The organism is uncultured Gardnerella sp. (genome assembly GCF_947280595.1).
Taxonomy (GTDB): Bacteria; Actinomycetota; Actinomycetes; order Actinomycetales; family Bifidobacteriaceae; genus Bifidobacterium; species Bifidobacterium vaginale_A.
On the sequence record NZ_CAMYOS010000003.1, the window covers coordinates 61,405 to 82,705 of the forward strand.

Sequence of the window (21,301 nt, forward strand, 5' to 3'; positions counted from 1 at the left end):
ATTATGAGTGAAGATGATAATACTGAAGCGCAAACAGTTGTAACTGGTGAAAATAGCGAAATTCAGGACGATACTATGGAGCGCAAGGTTTCTGGTAATCTTGAGCAAAATCTTCCTAATCTTGAGCAAAATCTTCCTTTGAATCCTGCAATAAACCCAGATGATTCTTTGACAGATTCTATTTCAGCTGTTTCTAAAGATAATTCTGATTCCGCTAAGGATGCAAATAATACTGAATCTAGTGAGGATTCTGAAGCCTCTTCATCTGCTGAGGATTCTTATGAAAAATCATCTGTAAAGCCTTTATTCCCTATGCCTGATTTGCGTGAGCGTGATGATTATAGTGCTGCAGATTTTGACAGTGAAGAAGATGGGAATTCAGATCATATTGATGTAAAAATAAGCGATGAAGCTCGTTCAAAAAGTCGTGCTGAATTTACTACTGTTTACGACATTATAGATGTGATGGAAGATACTCTTTCTGAATCAAAAGGTGTTCTATTCTCTCCTGGAATGGTGAAGATTAGTCGTGAAGATTTTGAGGATCATCTTTCTCGTTTGAAAGATATGTTACCTGTACAGTTAGAGCGTGCTTCTGCGCTAATGCGTGAAGCAGAACGCCGTTTGCGCACTGCTCAGGCTCAAGCTAATTCGATTGTTGCAACTGCACAATCTCAGTCTGCACAGCTTATTTCAGATGCTGAAGAACGTGCTCAATACCTAGCTGGTCAAGAAAATGTGACTGCTATAGCTCGCCGTAAAGCTGCTAATATTTTGGAAGTTGCTCAAGCTAAGTCAGATAAGCTTACTCATGGAGCAGATCAATATTGTGCAACTGTTATGGAAGGCTTGAAACAACAATTAGATAAGCTTGAGCAAGATGTTCAAGCAGGACAGCGAGTTTTAGAGGAGCGCTGTCGTGGTGCTGCTCATCTTCAAGATGAAATTAGCGCTCAAGCTCGTCTTGATGATTCTGGCGATGATTATGATGAAAGGAATAACTAATGACATCGCATCCCTCTCAATCCTTGTGGGCTATACCTGTTGCACAAATGGGTGCTCGTGCTGGTCATAGTATGCATATTGATCGCGCATTTCCTGCTCCAGAGGGTATAGGCGATTGTGTTATTGGTGTAAAGCCTGGAAGTGATGTTCAAGTTACAGGAGATTTTGATTCTGTTGTAGATGGGCTTATGTTTCAGGGTAGTATTACTGCGACTGTTCATGCAGAATGTACGCGTTGCTTAATGCTTTTAAAGCGCGATTGGAAAGTTGATGTTTGCGTGTTCTTTCCATATAAAGATATTACAGAAGTTCAATCTTCTAAGCTAAATTCTACGAGAAAAAATGGTGTTAAGGATTCTAAGAGTTCCAATAAGAATAGCATTGAAGATGATTCACAAATATGGGAAGATAACGATGATTCTGGATGCTCGTATCCATTGGTTGCTGGCGGAGATTTTGCAGATATTGAGGCATTGATTCGAGATACTATGGTAAGCGAATTGCCTTTGCAACCTTTGTGTGAGCCTGATTGCTTAGGATTATGTTCTCAATGTGGTGAAAATTTGAATGAACATCCAGAGCATCATCATGATGTTAGTGATATTCGTTTTGCTGCTTTAGAAGGATTGAAAGAGCAATTAGAAAATAAGGATAAGTAAGCAGAAAGCACGCGAAAGCGAGAAAATGAGAATAGCTTAAGTAAGGGAATGTCTTAAGTGTGGGAATAGCTTAAGTGATTTTCTAGGCAATTCTCTAAGTGACTTTCTGTTCTGCAATCTGTGCTGTTTTCTAAGTAATCTTAAGATTAAAATCCAGTAAGATATGTGTAAAAGTATTGTTTTAAAGCTGTATTTTAATTAAATGTATGGCGCATGCTGTAATATACAGAACGCTTAAGCTCAATCGGTTGAACGAAATAGAGGAAAAATTATGGCACTGCCAAAATACAAGACCTCGCGCGCTAACACGCATTCGCGTCGCGCTAATTGGAAAGCGTCTGCCGTGCAGACTGTAACTTGCTCGAATTGCGGTTCGCAGGCATTGTCTCACATGGCTTGCCCGAATTGCGGTAACTTCCGTGGTCGCGTGTATCGCGAAGCTATCCGCTCGGCACATACCAAGTAGGTTGTATTTATGAAACCCTGCCATCGACGGGTGGTAGGGTTTTTCTTTATTGTGAGTGCTTGAGTGAGTGCTTGAGCGAGTGATTATTTTTTAGTGTTTTAGTTAGTTTTTTTTTAGTTAGTGTTTTACTAGTGTTTTAGTTGGTATTTTCCATAAGCGGGATAGTGAAAGTATTATGAGCCATAAAAATAAAAAAAATAGCGGTGTAATGCATTATGACGGTGAACCTCATGATGGCGATCCATCTAAGGCTCTTTTAGATGCTTTAGGGACTAGTATTTCTCCAGATCTGTTAGTAGAAGCTTTAACTCATCGTTCGTTTTCTCATGAGCATCCTGGAACGAGAAATTATGAGCGTTTGGAATTTTTAGGCGATGCAGTTTTGGAATTAGTTTCTACTGAAACGCTTTTTTCTAAGCACCCAGATATGAGCGAAGGGCAATTAGCAAAGTTACGTGCTAAAGCTGTTTCTGAGTGGGCTCTTTCTGCTGTTGCTCGTGAAAAATTGCATGTTGGTCCTTATATTTTGCTTGGTCGCGGTGAGATGGAGCAGGGTGGTAGTAATAAAGACTCGATTTTATGCGATATTGTTGAGGCTTTGATTGGCGCTACTTTCGTTGAACACGGTATTGATGAAGCTAGAGTAGTTGTACATCGTTTAATTGACGACACTTTAGCTGAAGTTCTTACTGAAGGACCTGCTTTAGATTGGAAAACATCGCTTACTGTTAAGGCTCACGATATGGGATTGCCGGATCCTGAGTATCGTATGGCTGTTTCTGGTCCGGATTTTGCTCCAGTTTTCGAAGCTCGCGCTGTATTGCCTTATTCTGATGGAGATGAATTGCTTTCAGAGGGCACTGGATCAAGTAAACGTAAAGCGCAATTGGCTGCAGCTGAAAAAGCGTGGCATGCACTTGATGAGCGTAAAACTAAATAATTTTAAACAAAGTAATGCGTTTTTTATTCTGTGTTTTGGTCTATTTTGGCAAAATTTGGCGTATCTTATAGAACGTTTTTGAGTGTTATCGGCGTGTCTTAACTTGCATTAGTCTCGCTCTCGTGGCACAATAACAAAGTTGCCGTTTGGAGTTATTCCTTACGATAACGTTGGCGGGTTACCAGAGCGGCCAAATGGGACTGACTGTAAATCAGTTGCTTCGTGCTTCAGTGGTTCAAATCCACTACCCGCCACGCCTCGATAGCTCAGTGGTAGAGCACTTCCTTGGTAAGGAAGAGGTCGTGAGTCCGATTCTCACTCGAGGCTCTCTGGCGGGGTAGCTCAGCTGGCTAGAGCGTACGACTCATAATCGTAAGGTCAAGAGTTCGAGTCTCTTCCTCGCTACAATGGCCAGCAGGAGTTGGTCAACATACAATATTCTAGAGGTGAACGAAATGGCAAGTAAGAGCGCAGACATCCGTCCAGGCATTACGCTTGCATGCACGGAGTGCAAGGAGCGTAATTACATCACGACGAAGAATCGTCGTAATACGCCTGATCGTCTTGAGTTGAGCAAGTTCTGCCCACGTTGTGGTAAGCACACACTTCATCGCGAAACTCGCTAAGCTTTTAAGTTTTTAGTTGATCGCGTTTTAAGCGTGTCTAGCTTTGAAAGATTTTACCTCGCTTTTTGCGGGGTTTTCTTTTATCTAAAATCTGAAGTTTAGTTTGTAATTATCTATTTTTACGTGAGTATTACACATTCGTGCATATTATTGTATAGAATCATTGACGGACCTGCTATGCAACCTTAAAAGAGAGGAATCGCCCGTGAATACCCAATTAGATACCCCTATTAGTGAAAACAAAGCTGTTATAACTGTTGTTGGCAAAGACGCAGTTGGCATTATTGCAGGGGTTACAACTCATTTAGCTGACCGTAAAGTGAATGTTTTAACAATATCTCAAACAATAGTAGACGGCTTTTTCAATATGATGATGATTGTTGATATTTCGAATATGAGCGTTGAATTTGGTGATCTTGTTTCTAGTTTGGCTTCTCTTGGTGAAAATCTTGGAGTGCGTATACGCTGCCAGCGCACAGAAATCTTTACAAGCATGCATCGCGTGTGATAGGAACATCTTTATTAAAGGGGAATTGCCATGTTAAATATGATGGAAGTTCGCGAAACTAACACCATGATTGAGCAGGAAAAGTTAGATGTTCGCACTATCACTATGGGAATCAATCTTCTTGATTGTGCTTCGTCTGATTTGAATGAAGTTTGCGAGAATGTATATAAAAAAATCACAACTTTAGCTAAAGATCTTGTTTCTACTGGTAAAGCTATAGAACGCGATTATGGTATACCGATTGTAAATAAGAGAATTACTGTAACTCCTATATCTTTGGTTGGATCTTCTGCGTGCAAAACTCCTGAAGATTTTGTTAAAATTGCGCATGCATTAGATAAAGCTGCTAAAGAAGTTGGTGTTGATTTAATAGGTGGTTATTCTGCTTTACCTGCAAAATCAATGACGAATGCAGATCGCATGTTAATTGAATCATTGCCTAAAGCGCTTTGTGAAACGGATATTGTTTGTTCTTCTGCTAACGTTGGCTCTACTCGTACAGGCATTGATATGAATTGCGTTAATTTGCTTGGGCGAGTGATTCGAGATATTGCAATAGCTACAAAAGACAATGATTCTTATGGGTGCGTTAAGTTTGTTGCTTTTTGTAATGCTCCAGACGATAATCCGTTTATGGCTGGTGGTTTCCATGGAGTTACAGAGGGCGATGCTGTTATTAACGTTGGCGTTTCGGGGCCGGGAGTTGTTTCTAGAGCTTTAGATGAAGCGCGTGGCAAAGATTTTGCATTTTTGTGTGAAACTATTAAGCGTACAGCTTTTAAGATTACTAGAGTTGGACAGTTAGTTGCTCAAGAAGCTTCGCATCGTCTTAATGTTCCTTTTGGAATAATTGATTTGTCACTTGCTCCAACTCCTGCAGTTGGTGATTCTGTTGGTGAAGTTCTAGAAAAAATTGGTTTATCTCAGGTTGGTGCTCCTGGAACTACAGCTGCTCTAGCTCTTCTTAATGATCAAGTTAAGAAGGGCGGAATTATGGCAAGTAGTTATGTTGGAGGTCTTTCTGGAGCTTTTATACCAGTTTCTGAAGATGCGAATATGATTTCTGCTGCAAAGACTGGATGCTTAACTATCGAAAAGCTTGAAGCTATGACGTGTGTATGCTCTGTTGGGCTTGATATGATTGCGATTCCTGGAGAAACTAGTGCGTCTACAATTTCCGGAATGATTGCAGATGAATCTGCTATTGGTATGATAAATCAGAAAACTACAGCAGTTCGTATTATTCCAGTGATTGGTAAAACTGTGGGAGATATGGCGAACTTTGGCGGTTTGATGGGGTATGCGCCTATTATGCCTGTTAATAACGCTTCTTGCGAAGAGTTTGTTAATCGTGGCGGACGTATTCCTGCTCCTGTTCATAGTTTTAAGAATTAGTTTTGGCTTTAATACTTAAGTTCGTGGATTTGCAAAGCTACAGAATTAAATAAACTTAGAATAATCAATAAGAGGTAATAATGACGCGTGAAACATCTGAAAATCAGCATGTAGATGAGAATAATGATTGCAATATTTGTAATTCATCTTCTGAGCAGTTGAAAAATCAAGATAGTGTATCTCGCGTACAACAAATGTATGAATATGGGTATAGAAAATCGGATTATGGCCCAGATGAGTTAGTTACAGATGCGCATGGTAATCCTATTAGTGTTGTTGACGCTATGCTTAGTGCTGATGATGCTGCGCGTAAAGAAACGCATACTCCTCATTTGTGTTTTTACTCTCCTAGGATTCCTGGAAATACTGGTTCAGCGATTCGTTTATGTGCTGTAACTGGCACTATTTTGCACTTGGTTGAGCCTTTAGGGTTTAATCTGCACGATACTAAATTGCGCCGCGCTGGATTAGATTATCACGATATGGCTCATGTTGTGATTCATCCAGATTTCAATAATCTTGTGGAATCTATGCCAAATTCGCGCATAATCGCGTTTACTGCAAATGCTACTAAGCTTTATACGGATATTGAATATAAGCCTAATGATATTTTGCTTTTTGGTCCTGAGCCTGGAGATATTCCTGATCCTATGGATATTATGGCAGGTCCTCATGTTGCGCAGCAAGTTCGTTTGCCTATGCGACCTGCTTTGAGGAGTTTGAATTTAGCTAATTGCGCATCTATTGCTGTTTATGAAGCATGGCGTCAGCTAAATTTTGCTGGTGGGAAGTAAGCTTTATAAGATATTTATATTTCAATTCATGCGTTACAATGCACTAGAATGGACATTATGACCAAACAATCGCAGCGATTTACTAGAGATACTAGACGAACTAAGAAACGCGTTATGAGCGAATCTGAAAAGCATGCTATGTATGTTCGTCGTAGAATTTTTGTTGGCGTGATTGCGTCGTTTGTTCTAGTTATTGCGTGTTTTTGTGTCTTTAGCATCGCTAAGGGCATTTCAGATTTAAGTGGTGGGCTTTTTTCATTTCATGAAGTAAATATTTCGCGTAAAAGCGTGCCTGATCCTCGGCCTGCAAGTTTAACACGTGATTGCACATCTCAAGATTTGCGTTTAGAGCTTTCTTCTAAGAATCAAAATGTTTCTATGGGTGGAAGTCTTGATTTTACTGCTCGAATTATTTTCGTAGGTAAAGGTTCTTGCTTAGTTGATGCGTCTAATAATAGTCTTGTTATGGCTATTAGCGATACGAATTCGTCCGATACTTCAAAAGACAAATCTGAAGATAATTCTGACAAAGGGACGACTGAAAATTCCGATAAAAATTCTGATAAAAATTCTGAAGATTTATCTAAAAATTCCGATAAAAATTCTGACGAAGAAAATAAAAATGATATATGGCGTTCAGATGTTTGTGTTGCGCCTGGTAAGCCGTTGCTTATGACTCAAGGCGATCATTTTGACGAAAAGTTTACATGGGATACGAATTCAACTCGAGGTGTTGGCTGCACTGAAAAGGATAACATGCCAAAGGTTGATCGTGGATCTTATCTTGTTAGACTTTATCATAAAAATATTTCTGGATTACATAGCGATTCTTTAGTCGTAAATGTTAAATAGCATGCCGACACGCCGCTAAAAATACTGGAAAATAGTCTTAATGTATCTATAAAATAGAAGGTCTGTATACGGTGTGTCATATAGCGGGCATACTGAATAAGTCGATGAAGCGCCCGCAGTTGCACATCAATTCTATGGCGTGTTTTTGCGCTTTTGCTTCTTGGCTTTTCAGAGTTCACGCATGCACTTACATGTGTATGCATAGGTAATAGCGAACGATAAGGAACGTCCATTGGCTGCTGAACAAGCTACGACGAGCACCACTAAAGTCATCGCGCGTGCTGACGAACACGACATTAAGTTGCATAAAGCGTCAGATCGTGTGAATTTTGGCTCAATTTGTGAGCCTATCGATGTGCCATACCTTCTTGGTGTGCAAACCGACAGCTTTGATTGGTTGATCGGTTCAGATCGCTGGAAGAAGCGCGTTGAAGAAGACGAAGCAAATGGTACTCACACAGTGCCTCATATTTCTGGTTTAGATGAAGTATTCCAGGAAATTTCCCCTATTGAGAACTTCGCTCAAACTATGAGCTTAACGTTCTCAGATCCATATTTTGAAGAACCACGTCATACAGTGTTAGAGTGCAAAGAGAAGGATTACACTTATTCTGCTCCTTTGTATGTGAATGCTGAATTTGAAAACGGTGAAACTGGCGAAATTAAAAGTCAGACTGTTTTCATGGGTGATTTTCCATTGCAAACTCCACACGGTACTTTCATTATTGGTGGTACTGAGCGTGTGATTGTTTCGCAATTGGTCCGTTCACCAGGCGTGTATTTCGATTGCACTCAAGATCGCGCTTCCGATAAAGATGTTTACGGTGCGAAGATTATTCCAAGCCGTGGTGCATGGTTGGAATTTGAGATAGATAAGCGTGATTTCCTTGGAGTTAGAGTAGATCGCAAACGTAAGCAGTCTGCAATCGTATTCTTAATGGCAATCGGCATGACTAAGCCTGAAATTGCTGAAGCTTTCAAGGGATATCCTTTGGTGCTTGATGCGCTTGATAAGGAAGTTATTGAAACTCAGGATGAAGCATTAACTGATTTGTATCGTAAGATTCGTCCTGCAGATACAGCAACCCCAGAAGCTGGTCATACTTTGCTTGACTCCTTCTATTTCAATACTAAGCGTTACGATTTGGCTCGCGTTGGCCGTTATAAGATTAACCGTAAGCTTGGTTTGGAAGCTGATTACAATGACCGTAGCTTGAATCGTGAAGACATCATTGCAACTATTAAGTACTTAGTTACTTTGCACGCTAATGCTACTGCTAAGAGTGCTGCTTTGAAAGCCACTAACCCTGCAGATAAAGCTGCTGCTTTGGCTCAAAGTGAGCAGACATTCCCAGGAAAGCGCAATGGCGAAGACGTGCAATTGCGTGTGGAAGTTGACGATATTGATCACTTCGGTAATCGCCGTATTCGTCAAGTTGGCGAGTTGGTACAAAATCAGCTTCGTACTGGTTTAAGCCGTATGGAACGCGTTGTGCGAGAACGTATGACTACTCAAGATGCTGAGGCTATTACTCCACAGTCGTTGATTAACATTCGTCCAGTAAACGCGACTATTAAAGAATTCTTCGGAACTTCCAAGTTAAGTCAGTTTATGGATCAAAACAATCCATTAGCAGGCGTTACTAATAAGCGCCGTCTTTCCGCACTTGGTCCTGGTGGTCTTTCTCCAGATCGTGCTTCTATGGAAGTTAGAGATGTTCACCCATCTCACTTTGGACGTATGTGCCCAATTGAATCTCCTGAAGGTCCAAACATTGGTCTTATTGGTTCTTTGGCAACATTTGGTCGCATCAATCCGTTCGGTTTCATTGAAACTCCGTACCGCAAGGTTGTGAACGGTCACGTTACTGATGAAGTCGAATATATGACTGCAGATCGTGAAGCGGATCACGTTATTGCACAAGCTAATCAGGAACTTGATGAAAACGGTAACTTCGTAGGCACTCAGGCACTTGCTCGAGTGGACGAAGAAGAAGCAGTCGATGTTCCTGTAAGCACTGTTGACTACATGGATGTTTCTCCACGTCAGATGGTTTCCTTGGGTGCTTCTTTGATTCCATTCTTGGAGCATGATGAAGGTCACCGTGCTTTGATGGGTACTAACATGCAGCGTCAGGCTGTTCCGCTTATTAAGTCTGAGCGACCACTTGTAGGTACAGGTTCTGAATGGCGTGCAGCTGTGGATTCTGGTGACGTAATCTTGGCAGAAAAGCCGGGTGTTGTTACATATGTTTCTGCAGATATTATTCGCGTTATGAACGATGACGGAACTCAATCAAGCTACAAGCTTTCTAAGTTCCAGCGTTCTAATCAAACTACTTGCTACAATCAAGTTCCACTTATTAAAGATGGCGAACGCGTTGAAGCAGGAACAGTTTTGGCTGATGGTCCTGCAACAGATAAGGGTGAGCTTGCTCTGGGTAAGAATTTGCTTGTTGCATTCATGCCTTGGAACGGTTACAACTACGAGGATGCTGTTATTATTTCGCAGCGTTTAGTGCAAGACGATACGCTTTCATCAATTCATATTGAAGAATATGAGATTGATGCTCGCGAAACAAAGCTTGGCTCTGAAGAGATTACACGCGATTTGCCGAATGTTGGCGAAGATGCTATTGCAAATCTCGATGAGCGCGGTATTATTCGCATCGGTGCTGAAGTTGAAGCCGGCGATATTTTGGTTGGTAAGGTAACTCCTAAGGGTGAAACTGAGCTTACTCCAGAAGAGCGTTTGCTTCGTGCAATCTTCGGCGAAAAGAGCCGTGAAGTTCGTGATACTTCTTTGCGTGTGCCACACGGTGAAACTGGTACTGTTATTGCAGTTAAAGAAATCACTCGTGAAGATGCTGAAGATGATGGCGATGAGCTTCCAAATGGCGTAAATCAAATGATCCGCGTTTATATTGCGCAGCATCGTAAGATTACGCAAGGAGATAAGCTTTCAGGTCGTCACGGCAACAAGGGTGTTATTTCTCGAATCTTGCCAGAAGAAGATATGCCATTCTTGGCTGATGGTACTCCAATTGACATCATGTTAAATCCGTTGGGCGTTCCTTCTCGAATGAACTTGGGTCAGGTACTTGAGCTTCACTTAGGTTGGATTGCTCACGCTGGTTGGGATATCAATTTGGATCCAGATCTAGAAGCAGCTTGGAAGAAGTATGTTCCGCAAGGAGCAGAGCATGGCGATCCTGGAACTCCAGTTGCAACACCAGTGTTTGATGGCGTTCGTCCAGATACTTTGAAGGGATTGCTTAGCACAACTTTGAAGGATGCTGATGGAAATAAGCTTGTTGGTTCAGATGGTAAAGCAGTGCTTTACGATGGACGTACTGGTGAGCCTTTCACTAAGCCAATTTCTGTTGGTTACATGTATATCTTAAAGTTGCATCATTTGGTTGATGATAAGATTCACGCTCGTTCTACTGGTCCTTACTCTATGATCACTCAGCAGCCGTTGGGCGGTAAAGCTCAGTTCGGTGGCCAGCGCTTCGGAGAAATGGAAGTTTGGGCGCTTGAGGCTTATGGTGCTTCGTACACATTGCACGAAATGATGACTACTAAGTCTGATGATGTTTCGGGTCGTGTGCGCGTGTATGGTGCAATCGTGAAGGGTCAGAATTTGCCTCCTGCAGGTATTCCTGAATCCTTCAAGGTGCTTCTTAAGGAAATGCAGTCGCTCTCCTTGAATGTTGAAGTGTTAAACGCTGATGGCGTTGCAATTGACATGAAGGATGAAGAAGACGATCCTGTTTCGTCCTCGGATGATTTGGGCTTTAATATTGGCGCAAGACCAGATTCTTCTGCCAAGGAAGATCAAATCATTTCTGAGCCGGAATATCAGTGATCGGCTATAGCCGCACTTATGTGATAGTAAAACGTTAAAAATTTCACAGACAGGACAATAAGAGTGCTGGACGTCAACACATTTGACAAATTAAGGATTGGACTGGCTACCGCTGACGACATTCGCGGATGGAGCCACGGTGAAGTAAAGAAGCCAGAAACCATTAACTACCGTACCTTGAAGCCGGAGAAAGATGGTCTGTTCGGTGAGCAGATTTTCGGACCGACTCGAGATTGGGAATGCGCATGCGGCAAATATAAGCGCGTGCGTTTTAAGGGCATTGTTTGCGAACGATGCGGTGTAGAGGTTACTCGTAGCCGCGTTCGCCGTGAGCGCATGGGTCACATCGAGCTTGCAGCTCCTGTGACGCACATTTGGTTCTTCAAAGGCGTGCCAAGCCGTTTAGGTTACTTACTTGGTATTGCTCCGAAGAATTTGGAGAAAGTTATCTACTTTGCAGCTTATATGGTTACAAGCGTAGATGTTGAGCAGCGTCATCAAGATATGCCTGACTTGCAAGACGAGTTTGACACCGAGATTTCAAATCTTGAAAAGCGCCGCGATAATGAGATTGAATTGCGCGCTAAAAAGGTTGAAGAGGACTTGCGTGAGCTTGAGGAATCAGGCGATACCAAGAGCGGTACCAAAGCTAAATTGCGTGCAAGTGCAGAGCGCGAAATGTCCACAATTCGCCAGCGTTATGACGAACAAATTAAGCGTTTGGATGCAGTATTCAGCCGCTTTAAGGAAATTCGTCCAGGAGATATGGAAGGCGATGTGGACTTGTGGCGTGAAATGGAAGATCGTTACGGCGATTATTTCCAAGGCTGCATGGGCGCTGAAGCTATTAAGAAGCGTTTGCAAGACTTTGATTTACAGGCTGCTGCAGACGAACTTCGTGAAGAAATTGATAGTGGTTCTGGACAGCGTAAAGCTCGCGCTTTGAAGCGTTTGAAAGTTGTGAATGCATTCTTGACTACTGGAAACAAGCCAGAAGCAATGGTTTTGGACGTTATTCCAGTAATTCCGCCAGATTTGCGACCAATGGTTCAGCTTGATGGTGGTCGTTTCGCAACTTCTGATTTGAACGATTTGTATCGCCGTGTAATCAACCGTAACAATCGTTTGAAGAGGCTGATTGAACTTGGTGCCCCTGAAATCATGCTTAATAACGAAAAACGCATGCTTCAGGAAGCAGTTGATTCTCTGTTCGACAATGGTCGCCGTGGACGCCCAGTAACTGGCGCATCTAATCGTCCATTAAAGTCACTTTCAGATATGCTTAAAGGTAAGCAAGGCCGATTCCGCCAAAACTTGCTTGGTAAGCGTGTAGATTACTCTGGTCGTTCTGTAATTGTTGTTGGTCCAAGCCTTCGCATGCATCAATGCGGTTTGCCTAAGCCAATGGCTTTGGAACTCTTTAAGCCATTCGTTATTAAGCGTTTGGTAGATCAGGGATTTGCTCAGAATATGAAGAGCGCTAAGCGATTAGTAGATCGCGGTGATTCTGAAGTTTGGAGCGTTTTGGAAGAAGTTATTTCCGAGCATCCAGTACTTCTTAACCGTGCTCCTACTCTTCACCGCTTGGGTATTCAAGCATTTGAGCCAATTTTGGTTGAAGGTAAAGCAATCCACCTGCCACCACTTGCTTGTGCAGCATTTAACGCTGACTTCGATGGTGATCAGATGGCAGTGCATCTACCTCTTTCTGCTGAAGCTCAAGCTGAAGCTCGTACTTTGATGATGGCATCAGATAATATCTTGAAGCCGGCAGATGGTCACACTGTGACTATGCCTTCTCAGGATATGATTTTGGGTCTTTACTACTTGTCTACAGTAATTGAAGGCGCTAAGGGTCAAGGCCGCGTATTCTCTTCTCTTGCTGAAGCTCAAATGGCTCTTGATAAGCATGAGATTGATATGCAAGCTAAAGTCTTGATTCGCATGCCTGAAGATTTCGTTCTTCCTGAAAATTGGGAGCCGAGCGATTTGAAGGTTATTGAGCCTGAAGCTGGTAGCCCAGATGTTGTTCATGAAGAGCGTTTCAAGGATGGAACTGTTTTGTTTGCAACGTCTTATGGACGTGTGCTTTTCAACGAAACTTTGCCAGTTGATTATCCATTCGTCAATGAGCAAGTTCCTAAGGGTGTTCTTTCTAAGATTGTTGACGATATTGCTACTCGCTATCCAACTGCACAAGTTGCTGCTACTTTGGACGCTTTGAAGGATCTTGGCTTCACTCGCGCTCCATGGTCTGGAGTAACTATGGCGTTCTCGGATATTGTGCTCCCACCAAATCGCGAGGAAATTGCTCAATATTATGAGAATCAGGCAGCTAAGATCAACATGCGTTACGAAACAATCGGTGATTTAACTGATGAGGAACGCCGTCAAGAATTGATTAACTTGTGGACTGAGTGCACAGATAAAGTTGCTGAAGCAATGCGTGAAAACTTCCATGACGATAACAACGTTAACATCATGGTTCAGTCTGGAGCGCGTGGTAACTGGATGCAGATTCGTCAGATTGCTGGTATGCGTGGTTTGGTGGCTAATCCTAAGGGTGAGATTATTCCTCGTCCTGTGAAGTCTAACTACCGCGATGGCCTTTCAGTCTTGGAGTACTTCATCTCTCAGCACGGTGCTCGTAAGGGCTTGGCAGATACCGCTTTGCGTACTGCAGAATCTGGTTACTTAACTCGTAAGCTTGTTGATGTTTCACAGGAAGTTATTGTTCGTGAAGAAGATTGCGGAACTAAGCGTGGTCTTAACATGAAGATTGCAGATCGTGATGCTGATGGCAATTTGACGCTTGTTAAAGCTGCTGATGGTGGACCATATTCTCGTTTGCTTGCTGCAGATGTGATAGATCCTGTAGATGGCGAAACTGTTTTAGCTAAGCGTGGAGATGCGCTTTCTATGCAGGTTCTGCGCGATTTGGTTGCTCATGGCGTAGAAGAAGTTAAAGCTCGTTCTGTGCTTACTTGCGAATCTAAGCGTGGAGTTTGTGCAAAATGCTATGGATGGTCTTTGGCTACGAGCCGACTAGTAGATGTTGGTGAAGCTGTTGGTATTGTTGCAGCACAGTCAATTGGCGAGCCTGGTACTCAGCTTACTCTTCGTTCCTTCCACTCTGGTGGTGTTGCTTCTGCTTCCGATATTACTCAGGGTCTTCCTCGTGTTACGGAGCTTTTTGAAGCTCGTACTCCTAAGGGTGAAGCTCCAATTGCAGAGTTCTCTGGAACTGTTGAGATTCAAGATACTCCAGGTCAAGGTCGAGTAGTCAGGTTGATTCCTGATGATTCTACTGTTGAGCCAATTGAGTATCCTGTAACTCGCCGCGCTCCAATGTTGGTAAGAGATCATGAGCATGTTGAGGTTGGTACGCAATTTATTGAAGGTTCTGTTGATCCTAAGAAGATTTTGCGAATCCTTGGTACTCGTGCTGCACAAGTCAACATTGTTGAGGAAGTTCACAATGTGTATCGTTCTCAGGGTGTAGATATTCACGATAAGCATATTGAGGTTATTGTTCATCAAATGCTTCGCCGTATTACTGTGATTGATTCAGGAGATACTAATTTGCTCCCAGGCGAGCTTATTGATCAGACGAAGTTCCGTGAGATTAACCTTGAAACCGTGAAGAATGGTGGCAAGCCTGCTGCTGGTCGTCCAGAGCTTATGGGTATCACTAAGGCTTCTTTGGCTACTGATTCTTGGCTTTCTGCTGCATCGTTCCAGGAAACTACTCGAGTTCTTACTGAAGCTGCTTTGAGCCAGAAGGAAGATGATCTTAAGGGCTTGAAGGAGAACGTGATTATAGGTAAGCTCATTCCTGCTGGTACAGGTTTGTCGCGTTACCGTAATTCTAATGTTGACGCAACTCGTGAAGCTCGTGAGAAGATGTATCCAAACTTCGGTTTGAATAATCAAGACAGCACTCCGTCTAACTTTGGTGAAACAGATATGGCGGATGTTGATTTCGCGAATATTGATTTCGGAGACATGAGTCTTAACGATGATTTCAACCCTGATGATTTCCTTGACGATCAAGGTGGTCAGAGTGATTACAACGATGAGTTGTAAACATTAGTTGAAGATTGAAATTTAAGCTCAGCTAAGTGGATTGTTAATGCGATTCACTTAACTGAGCTTTTTGTTTTGATTTTGTTTTGATTTTGTTTTGATTTTGTTTTGATTTTGTTTTGATTTTAGTTAAATTTTGGGGAATAACCTTAAATTTTAGTTTGATTTTAGTTTGATTTAGAACGTTGATATTTTAGAGCTTTAGTAATATAACTTTGCACTTAGCACTTTAGCAACAGAACCATAGAACTATAGAACTATAGAACCATAGAACCATAGTACTAGCACGTTAGAGCTTTAGTAATAAAACTCTAGTATTGAGCGTGAGTGTGATCGTGCATCACGTCTTTATTTTCAGAAGCATGCGGAATATGCAATACTTTCATTCTTGCAATCGCTCTTCGCGCCAGAGCGTGAGCAGATCCTGCACCTTCGCCTTTAATTCCAAAAATCACGATTGCTGCCATAATCGCTGTAATAATAGCGCTAATTCTAAGAGTCCACTGTACTCCAAAAATGCTTGCAGCTACGTCTGCAGCATGCCCTGAGCCTGCATAAGCATGTTTCCAGGTCGTTAGTGCAGTCATTGTTACAACTAGCACAGGAGCGCCAATTGCGCCCCAAAGTTGGCGCATTGTATTAGTTACAGCAGATCCATCTCCAAGTTCTTCGTGCTGTAAGCAATTTAGCGACCATGTTGTTATAGGCATGAGCAAGAATCCCATGCCAATCTGCCTAGTGAATTGCCAAATAGAAATCCACCAAATCCATGTGTGCATATCTATAAGACTCATCATAACCGTGCCGAAAAGTAATATAAGAGATCCTGCCATTGCAACAGGTCTAACGCCGAGTCTGTCAAGCATACGACCTCCTGCGAATTGTGAAATTGCCATTCCGAATGCGCCCGGAAGTAATATAAGACCACTCATAGTTGCGCTAAATCCGCGATCGTCTTGGATATAAAGCGGTATAAGTACCATAATCGAGCTGAAAGCGAAGAATGTTAAGCAAGCACAAATAGTTCCGATTGTGAAGTATTTATTTTTCAATACACTTAAGCCAAGGAGGGGGAGTTCTCCATGTTTTTGTTCGAGTAATTGCCTTGTTACGAACCATATGATTCCGATTGATCCGATTATCATAGGAGCAAACGCCATTGGGTGAGTGATTCCGTATGCTTCAATATTTGTGAATCCAAACATAACTCCGCCAAACCCGATAATTGAAAGGCTTACTGAGAAGAAGTCTGCTTTAGCTGTTTTATCTTGTTCGCCGAAATTATGTAATAGGAATGTAGAAAGAATTATAGAAATGATACCTATGATTGTTAAGGAGAAGAATATTGAACGCCAACCGTTAAAATCTGTTTGTAAACCTCCGATAGTTGGTCCAATTGCAGGCGCAATACTCATTGCCATTCCAACGCTTCCCATTGCCATTCCTCTTCTAGTTAGTGGGAAAACGGAGAATACTGTGATTTGTAACACTGGCCACATAACGCCTGTTCCAACTGCTTCTAGAGTGCGTCCGATTAGCGCCATAATGAAGTCGTTGCTGAGCCAAGCGAATATAGATCCTATTGTGAATAAACACATAGATGTTATTACTATTTGTCTAGTTGAAAATCTTCTTGTTAAGAATGCTGTTAGTGGTACCATAATTGCCATAATCAGCTGGAAGATTGATGTAAGCCATTGTCCGGTTGTGACGTTTATGTTGAATTCTCGAACAATAGTCGGTAGTGCTGCTGTTAGCTGTAATTGAGCGAAGTTGCCTATAAACGTTATGAAAGTGAGTATTGCTAAAGAGATTAAAGCAGGACGAGTTAAGTGATTGTTGTTGTATGCTTCTTCACCTGTTAAAGCGTGGCTTAGTTTATTTTTATTATGCTTATTTCTAGTTGATTTTTTACTGTTAGGCGAAATGTTTGCAATAGAAATATTGCTAGATTTATTACTAGAAGATTCAGCATGGCTCGATTCAGCATGGCTCGATTCAGTATTGTGCAAAGATTTTTTATTTAGCCATGTTTTATTTAGCCATGATGATAACGTCACGTTTTAATCCTTTCATAAGATAGACAGTCTTTTAAAAGCCTTCTGTTTTACTTCTAAGAGAAGACTTATACCGAAGTATAAAAGCAAAGCGAAAACTTAAGCGAAAACTTTTTATATCAAAGACAAGTAAATACTTAAGTGAATCCGATTTAAGTGAATCCAACTCAAGTAGATTTTGCTTGAATCTAAATCTTACTTCAAGCTGAATCTTGCTCAAGTAAATTCTAACTCGCTAATCAGTAGTTGTGGTGTTTCATCCAATAGCTATAAGCGCCTTGAATTGAGCCGTATCTTCCATTGCAATAATTCCAGAACCATCTAAGCTGAGTTTGATAGTTGGTTGCCCAATCAGCGCCTGCTGAAGACATTTTCCTACCAGGAAGAGCTTGTGGTAAACCGTATGCTCCAGAAGGATTCATAGCATTAACGCGCCAGCCGGATTCATGCGTAATAATAAATACTGTAGCTGTAAAATCTGCTTCACTGTATCCATTTGAAATAAGCCAATTATGCGCCCATTCTTGCATTTCTCCTGCCGGAACAGTTGTGCCAATGCTAAATTCTTCTGCAGAATCCGCTCTAGCACCACCAGTTCCCACAAGTACTACTTTATCTGTTGGAGCTTTTTTAACGTAAGATGCAAAGATATTAGACGAAACAACTTTATTTCCAGCATGTCTAACTATTTTCGTTGTTTCCATAACACCGTTAGCGCCCTCTTGTTGTACTTTCTCAGTACCTTTTGGAAGGGAAGTGGTTTCCTTCTTAACAGTGTTAAATGCAATAGGCTCATCTGACGTTTCGAGTTTAGCGCCAGTTCGTTGAATGTTAATAACAGTGGATTCACTAACTTTTGTATCTAGTGAAGGAGTTACTACATCATGAGGTTCGAGAGTGATATCTCCGGCTTTTAACACGGAACGCACGTCAGTGAATTTAGTTCCTAAAACAGTGCGGTTATGCCCATTTATAACAACAGTAACGTATGAAGTGTTGCTGTTAAGCACATCACGAGTAGCTCCACGGGAAACAGTATTAAAGTCTTCTGTTGCTGAATAAGAAGTTACGGCAGTTGTATGGGAGGTTGTTGACTCGTAAAAATTTCGAGAAACAACGCAAAGTACCACTAGAGCTACTACGCTTGTGATTGCTGAAATCACCATAATCCATTGGCGAATACTAAGCGATGTAAGCGTGACTGTATGCTTGCGGTGACTTGCCATATCCCTCCCACTCTTGAATGAACTTTAGCTAGTTTTGTGATTAGTTTTCAATCAATAGCTGAAAATACAAACTGTTTATATTCTAATATCACGTAAAGAGAAGGGCAGTATTTCAAGGATTGATTGATTTTTATTTTAATCACTGTTTAATATTGTTAGTTTGCTGTTAGATTTGTTTTTGCTTTAACGTTTTTACTTTCCGTTATTTGTTTTTTACTTTTTGTTTAACGTTTTCGTTTACCTGTTTAACGTTTCTGCTTTTCGCTTTTTGCTTTCGTTTTCTCTTCTTTGTTGTTGCTTTTGCTGTTAGTTTTCGTTAGTGTTACCTGCATTAGCTGCGTTATCGTCATCTTCTGCGTTATTTTCGGCTTCTTCTTTCACAACGACTTTCTTAGCTTCGTTTACAACCATTTCCAAATCATTTTCGCTTATAGATCCTTTGTGATCCCATATTTCTAAGCGATTTTTTATGACTTTAATAGTCGGAATTGAACGGATCCCAGCTTCTTGAGCTATTTGTTGATTTTCGTCAATATCTATTTTAATAAAAGTTATTTCTGGATGATTATCACTAACCTTCTCGTAAATCGGTCCAAAAGCTCGGCATGGAGCGCACCACTTCGCCCAAAAATCCACGAAAACAATTTCGTTAGAGTTGATAATCGAATTAAAATCTTCTTGTTTTGCGTGTATAACTGCCATTTTTACTCCTTAATATTAGTTTGTATGAAATTTTGTTTGCAATTTTGTTTAATCTTCAAAATCGTATTAAGTTTTAGTTTTTCAACATTGAATCTAACTTAACACATTTTAATTCAATCAATAAAAGCAAGTATACACTATCTCTTATTCAATCATCTGTCTTCTTACGGCATTACTCTAGGAAACATGCTTGATATCCAATTTATTCGTGAACATGCCGACATTGTAAAGGAATCGCAGCGTAAACGTGGCGAGTCTGTTGAATTAGTCGATGAAGTATTGCGCGCCGATGATTTGCGCCGCACGTCATTAAAAGCGTTTGAAGAAGCTCGCTCGCAGCAGAAGGCGATTGGTAAAAAGGTTGCATCTGCAAATGAATCTGAAAAAGCTGCTCTTATTGCAGAAACTAAAGAATTAGCTCAGAAAGTAGCTGAATTTAAAGCCGAATCCGAAAAAGCTACTGCAGACTACACAACAGCTATGTGGAAGCTTTCAAACATTGTTGAAGATGAAGCTCCAGAAGGCGGAGAAGACGACTACGTTGTAGTTAAGAAGGTTGGTACACCTCGCGATTTTGCAGCTGAAGGTTTTGAGCCTAAAGATCATTTAACTCTTGGTACAGGCGTTGCAGGAATTGATATGCGCAGAGGTGTAAAAGTTGCAGGCTCTCGTTTCTACTTCTTGCGTGGTTCTGTTGCTCGTTTGCAAATCGCAATGCTTACAATGGCTGTAGATCAAGCTGAAGAGCATGGTTTTACTCTTGCGATTACGCCAACTCTTGTTCGTCCAGAAGTTATGCGCGGAACTGGTTTCTTAAATTCTCATGCAGATGAAATTTATCGCCTTCGTGAACCAGACGATCAGTATTTGGTAGGTACTTCTGAGGTTGCTTTGGCTGGCATGCATGAAGATGAAATCCTAGACTTAAGTAACGGTGCTTTGCGTTACTGTGGATGGTCTAGCTGCTATCGCCGTGAAGCTGGCGCTGCTGGTAAAGATACATCTGGAATTATTCGCGTGCATCAATTCGATAAAGTTGAAATGTTCGTATATTGCAAGCAGGAAGATTCTCGCGCTGAGCATCAAAAGCTACTTGGAATGGAACAAGAAATGCTTGCTAAAGTGGAAGTTCCTTACAGGATTATTGATACAGCTGCAGGAGATCTTGGTTCTTCTGCTGCTCGTAAGTTTGATTGCGAAGCATGGGTTCCAACTCAGGGACGCTACCGTGAGTTGACTTCTACGTCTAATTGCACTGAGTATCAAGCTCGCCGTTTGAATGTGCGTGAGCGCATGGAAGATGGTGGTACTCGACCAGTGAGCACTTTGAATGGTACTTTAGCTACTACGCGCTGGCTTGTGGCTATTCTTGAGAATCATCAACACGAAGATGGCTCGATTGATATTCCTAAAGCTATGCAGCCTTATATGGGTGGCAAAGAGGTGATTGAGCCAACTAAGTGGGAAGCGTGAGTGTAACGTTTCGCGCGTTGTGAGTGTTTGGAGTGTTTCATTCTAACGTTGCGAGTGTTTCGTTCCATGCATGATGATATGCTTTCCACTTGTGCGTTGTGAGCAGATTTATTTGTGCTCTATGCGCCAATGGATGGGTGTCCGAGCGGTCTAAGGAGACGGTCTTGAAAACCGTTGTAGGGAAACCTACCGCGAGTTCGAATCTCGCCTCATCCGCGAATAGGGTTTCTAGCAAATCGCTAGAAGCCCTTTTTTCATGCTGAAAACCCTTGAAATATCAACGTTTTTGGCTTGTTTTCAGTGTTCTTGGGTTTGTGAGGTGTGGGAATTACTTACCTCACAGGAGCTTCAACTTTTTACGCATTCTCAAATGTTGTTGCTTGTGGTAGTAAAAGTTAGATTTTAGCTTACTTTAGTTTTATAAAGAGTTTGGATTAGGTGTAACTTCTTCAGCACCGTTTCGCTTTTTATTGTTCGTTAAGTAATTTCCACACCTCACTAGTACATAATGAGCGTGAAATTACATTGTCAACAAACTATTATTTTGATTACAAATGGGGTGTTTAACGGGGCGCTTCGTAATGTGTTTAACTTGCGTTTAAGTGTGTATTTTGAGCATATTTGATGTGTAGTTTTTCTTGTAA

General features: G+C 41.5%; 15 protein-coding genes and 4 tRNA genes. 16 read left to right on the forward strand and 3 right to left on the reverse strand.

From position 1 onward, the window contains the following. The first annotated feature begins 3 nt into the window (after positions 1 to 3). From Q0X59_RS01730 to Q0X59_RS01795, 14 genes are all read left to right on the forward strand, one after another. Positions 4 to 1,005, forward strand: a complete 1,002-nt coding sequence (locus tag Q0X59_RS01730; protein ID WP_075523498.1) for a hypothetical protein — start codon at positions 4 to 6, stop codon at positions 1,003 to 1,005. After that, on the forward strand, positions 1,005 to 1,664 hold the full coding sequence (locus Q0X59_RS01735) for a DUF177 domain-containing protein (RefSeq protein ID WP_297642756.1): 660 nt from the start codon (positions 1,005 to 1,007) through the stop codon (positions 1,662 to 1,664). Before Q0X59_RS01730 ends, Q0X59_RS01735 begins: the two co-directional genes overlap by 1 nt. Before the next feature lie 271 nt (positions 1,665 to 1,935). After that, the gene (gene rpmF / locus Q0X59_RS01740) at positions 1,936 to 2,130 is read left to right on the forward strand and encodes a 50S ribosomal protein L32 (protein ID WP_075523500.1); all 195 of its coding nucleotides are present in this window, start codon (positions 1,936 to 1,938) and stop codon (positions 2,128 to 2,130) included. A gap of 175 nt (positions 2,131 to 2,305) precedes the next feature. Next, positions 2,306 to 3,070 carry a ribonuclease III gene (rnc, locus tag Q0X59_RS01745; RefSeq protein WP_233186084.1) on the forward strand — a complete coding sequence of 255 codons (765 nt, stop codon included), beginning with the start codon at positions 2,306 to 2,308 and terminating at the stop codon, positions 3,068 to 3,070. Positions 3,071 to 3,242: 172 nt separating this feature from the next. Next, positions 3,243 to 3,324: transfer RNA gene (locus tag Q0X59_RS01750), tRNA-Tyr, on the forward strand. A 1-nt stretch (position 3,325) separates the two neighbouring features. After that, positions 3,326 to 3,397: transfer RNA gene (locus tag Q0X59_RS01755), tRNA-Thr, on the forward strand. Positions 3,398 to 3,401: 4 nt separating this feature from the next. After that, positions 3,402 to 3,475: transfer RNA gene (locus Q0X59_RS01760), tRNA-Met, on the forward strand. 50 nt (positions 3,476 to 3,525) lie between these two features. Then, entirely contained in the window at positions 3,526 to 3,696 is a 171-nt protein-coding gene (rpmG, locus tag Q0X59_RS01765; protein ID WP_004114322.1) for a 50S ribosomal protein L33, read from the forward strand. A gap of 205 nt (positions 3,697 to 3,901) precedes the next feature. Then, positions 3,902 to 4,204: an ACT domain-containing protein gene (locus tag Q0X59_RS01770; RefSeq protein WP_075523502.1), complete on the forward strand. Its 303-nt coding sequence runs from the start codon at positions 3,902 to 3,904 to the stop codon at positions 4,202 to 4,204. 30 nt (positions 4,205 to 4,234) lie between these two features. Then, positions 4,235 to 5,599 (forward strand): PFL family protein, encoded by a 1,365-nt coding sequence (locus tag Q0X59_RS01775; RefSeq protein ID WP_297642759.1) that lies wholly within the window; start codon positions 4,235 to 4,237, stop codon positions 5,597 to 5,599. 80 nt (positions 5,600 to 5,679) lie between these two features. Further along, the gene (locus Q0X59_RS01780; protein WP_230955905.1) at positions 5,680 to 6,393 is read left to right on the forward strand and encodes a tRNA (cytidine(34)-2'-O)-methyltransferase; all 714 of its coding nucleotides are present in this window, start codon (positions 5,680 to 5,682) and stop codon (positions 6,391 to 6,393) included. Between the two features lie 57 nt (positions 6,394 to 6,450). Further along, entirely contained in the window at positions 6,451 to 7,245 is a 795-nt protein-coding gene (locus Q0X59_RS01785) for a peptide ABC transporter permease (protein ID WP_297642762.1), read from the forward strand. 232 nt (positions 7,246 to 7,477) lie between these two features. Continuing rightward, entirely contained in the window at positions 7,478 to 11,113 is a 3,636-nt protein-coding gene (gene rpoB, locus Q0X59_RS01790; RefSeq protein ID WP_296157868.1) for a DNA-directed RNA polymerase subunit beta, read from the forward strand. A 63-nt stretch (positions 11,114 to 11,176) separates the two neighbouring features. Further along, positions 11,177 to 15,199: a DNA-directed RNA polymerase subunit beta' gene (locus Q0X59_RS01795; RefSeq protein ID WP_075523506.1), complete on the forward strand. Its 4,023-nt coding sequence runs from the start codon at positions 11,177 to 11,179 to the stop codon at positions 15,197 to 15,199. A gap of 311 nt (positions 15,200 to 15,510) precedes the next feature. On the opposite strand, the gene Q0X59_RS01800 is transcribed toward Q0X59_RS01795, so the two are convergent. The 3 genes from Q0X59_RS01800 to Q0X59_RS01810 all read right to left on the reverse strand — a co-directional run bounded on the left by Q0X59_RS01800 (position 15,511) and on the right by Q0X59_RS01810 (position 19,184). After that, complete coding sequence (locus Q0X59_RS01800; RefSeq protein WP_297642820.1) at positions 15,511 to 17,136, reverse strand: MDR family MFS transporter; 1,626 nt, start codon at positions 17,134 to 17,136, stop codon at positions 15,511 to 15,513. Positions 17,137 to 17,495: 359 nt separating this feature from the next. Next, positions 17,496 to 18,482 carry a G5 domain-containing protein gene (locus Q0X59_RS01805; protein WP_297642765.1) on the reverse strand — a complete coding sequence of 329 codons (987 nt, stop codon included), beginning with the start codon at positions 18,480 to 18,482 and terminating at the stop codon, positions 17,496 to 17,498. 306 nt (positions 18,483 to 18,788) lie between these two features. After that, positions 18,789 to 19,184, reverse strand: a complete 396-nt coding sequence (locus Q0X59_RS01810) for a thioredoxin family protein (RefSeq protein ID WP_297642767.1) — start codon at positions 19,182 to 19,184, stop codon at positions 18,789 to 18,791. Between the two features lie 186 nt (positions 19,185 to 19,370). Between Q0X59_RS01810 and serS the strand changes: the two genes are divergently transcribed. Both serS and Q0X59_RS01820 read left to right on the forward strand, forming a co-directional pair. Beyond that, positions 19,371 to 20,657, forward strand: coding sequence for a serine--tRNA ligase (gene serS / locus Q0X59_RS01815; protein WP_075523509.1), 1,287 nt, complete (start codon positions 19,371 to 19,373; stop codon positions 20,655 to 20,657). A 131-nt stretch (positions 20,658 to 20,788) separates the two neighbouring features. Continuing rightward, positions 20,789 to 20,873 (forward strand) — tRNA-Ser (locus Q0X59_RS01820). The last annotated feature ends 428 nt before the right edge of the window (positions 20,874 to 21,301 follow it).